At 41.7% G+C, this 2,245-nt stretch carries 2 protein-coding genes; both read left to right on the top strand.

Features of this window, described 5'->3' with window-relative positions; all coding sequences use genetic code 11:
• Window positions 1-75 precede the first annotated feature (75 nt).
• Window positions 76-1,047 (top strand): diguanylate cyclase, encoded by a 972-nt coding sequence (locus BCT81_RS01195; protein WP_198596816.1) that lies wholly within the window; start codon window positions 76-78, stop codon window positions 1,045-1,047.
• Window positions 1,048-1,125: 78 nt separating this feature from the next.
• Window positions 1,126-2,136 (top strand): Solitary outer membrane autotransporter beta-barrel domain, encoded by a 1,011-nt coding sequence (locus tag BCT81_RS01190; protein ID WP_102423033.1) that lies wholly within the window; start codon window positions 1,126-1,128, stop codon window positions 2,134-2,136.
• Window positions 2,137-2,245 lie beyond the last annotated feature (109 nt).

The raw sequence follows: 2,245 nt of genomic DNA, 5'->3' as shown, positions 1-2,245 counted from the left end.
ATATAGAGATTAGGGCATGATTTAAGCCCAAAAATGAGCTACTTTGAATATTCAACACTAGGTAAAGGTGATCTGATGATAGAAAAGGGATCTTCGATGCGCATATTGCTAGTTGATGATGTTCAGCTAGACAGAATGCAACTTGCTATTCGACTCAAGCAACTGGGTCATATTGTTGAAGCTGTCGGTAGTGGTAAAGAAGCCCTAAACGTTTATTCTGGTTTTGATCCTGAGCTTGTATTACTTGATATAAGTATGCCTGATATGGACGGATTTGAAGTCGCTAACGAGGTCCGTGAGCGTTTCCCTGAATGGGTGCCTATTATCTTTCTGAGTGGTCATGAAGAGCCTGAAATGATCGCTAAAGCCATTGATGCTGGTGGGGATGATTATTTGATCAAACCAGTAAACAAGGTAGTGCTTAACTCAAAGTTGATAGCGATGCAGCGTATCGCGCACATGAGGCGAGAATTAAAGCAAAGTACTGCCAAGCTCGAAGAGCTTAATATACTTCTGCAACAACAAGCCAACGAAGATGGCCTCACCAAATTATATAACCGTCGATATATGGATACTAAGCTTGAGGAGAGCATAGCGTGGCATGGAAGACGTAATATATCCATGACTGTCATCCTTCTCGATGTAGACTTCTTTAAGCCTTACAATGATAATTACGGCCATATTCAAGGGGATAAGTGTCTTCAGGGCCTTGCCAATACTTTGAAGGTACTGTTTGTGAGAGCTGGAGAGTTTGTCGGCCGTTATGGCGGTGAAGAGTTTGTGCTTATCTTGAGTGATACCGACAGTGATGCTGCAGAACAGCAGGCAATTCGTATCAAAGAAGCGCTTTATGATATGAACTACGCACATGAGTATTCTACGATTTCAGATAGAGTGACAGCGTCACAAGGGGTGTTGTCGTTTGTGCCGAATGGCGATGAGTCTTTAGCCTCCATCTATGAGAAGGTCGACCAAGCGCTGTATCAAGCAAAACAAAGCGGTAGAAACACCTATATCCAGCGCAACATTTTAGAGCACACACGATAGCCGTTGAGCTCTTTTAGTAATTTGAATTTATAGTCCTAGTAGCGTTTGAACTAGGAAGTGTTTTAAGTGATAAACGACATGCCACAATCAAAGTCATTCTCTATGGCTAATTCATGTTGGACACTGGTTGTCCCTGTGCTTTGTTTGATTAGCTCTCCTACGGTTTCAGCCAACGTTTTGTCAGATGCATTTCGCAAGGAGCTAGAGCAGCGTTTTGCCACCAGTGTATTACTCAACGATACCGATGTTTTTACTTTTGGTATTAATAACTTTGACCCAAATGAAGTTTTCAGTTTAGACAATGAAGATATTGGCTCGAATGATTCGGTAAGTCGCCGTCAAAACATCACATCTCTCAGCCTTCCTTACAACTTTGAGCTGCCCAACTATATTGAAGACAATCATCAAGAGATTACGTTGCGCTTATCAGCATTGCGTATCGAGAACGACGTTGAATATGCAGCGACGATAAAAAGCGATTATCAAAAAGAGTCTGTGGTTTCTGGTTACGTCGAGTTTGCTAATGTCTCTCAATTAAATGAGTACTGGAGCTTTCATTCAGGTATTGGTAATCATATCTCTTATTATCGCAACGACTTTGAATACCGCTCGTCACTACTTGAGCCTATTCAGGACCAATTGGATGGACTTTATTACAACACAGATGCGTGGGCATATATAATAGAGCCAAAAATTAAGCTGATTTTTGAAGATAAAAATCATTGGGGGAGATACAAACTGAGTACCAGTTGGCACTATTTTAATGGTGTTGGTTGGGGAGAAGCTAACAACGGTGATGTAGGGAACCCGGAAGGTTGGTATATCGCTAACGAAGCTAAGATCTTCTACGATCTCGTGCGTTGGGATAAAAACATTACATCGATGTATTCGAGCATTAGAAGAATTGATATCGGTGGGGACACCGTGGAGTCGATGGGGACGACCTCGTATTATGAGGGCAGTGTAGGTTGGTTGCTGAACCCCAACTTATTCAATGAATGGGTTGATAATGTAGGCATCGGTTTTACGATCAACTACGGGAGTAGCTTAAAAGGTGGTAGCCTCGTTCTGTTCTTCAACCAAGACTAGTTGCTTGCTGTTTAAAGCGAACTACATTTAGCACCAAATATCTAATTAACCAAAGAATCATAGCCAAGCACGTATAGAGCTTGGCTTTGTTTTTTAGCTATGAATACAG

This window comes from Vibrio sp. 10N.261.52.A1 (genome assembly GCF_002876325.1).
Taxonomy (GTDB): Bacteria; Pseudomonadota; Gammaproteobacteria; order Enterobacterales; family Vibrionaceae; genus Vibrio; species Vibrio chagasii.
Note: the sequence above shows the minus strand (reverse complement) of the source record. Positions and strands in the feature narration are given on the sequence as shown.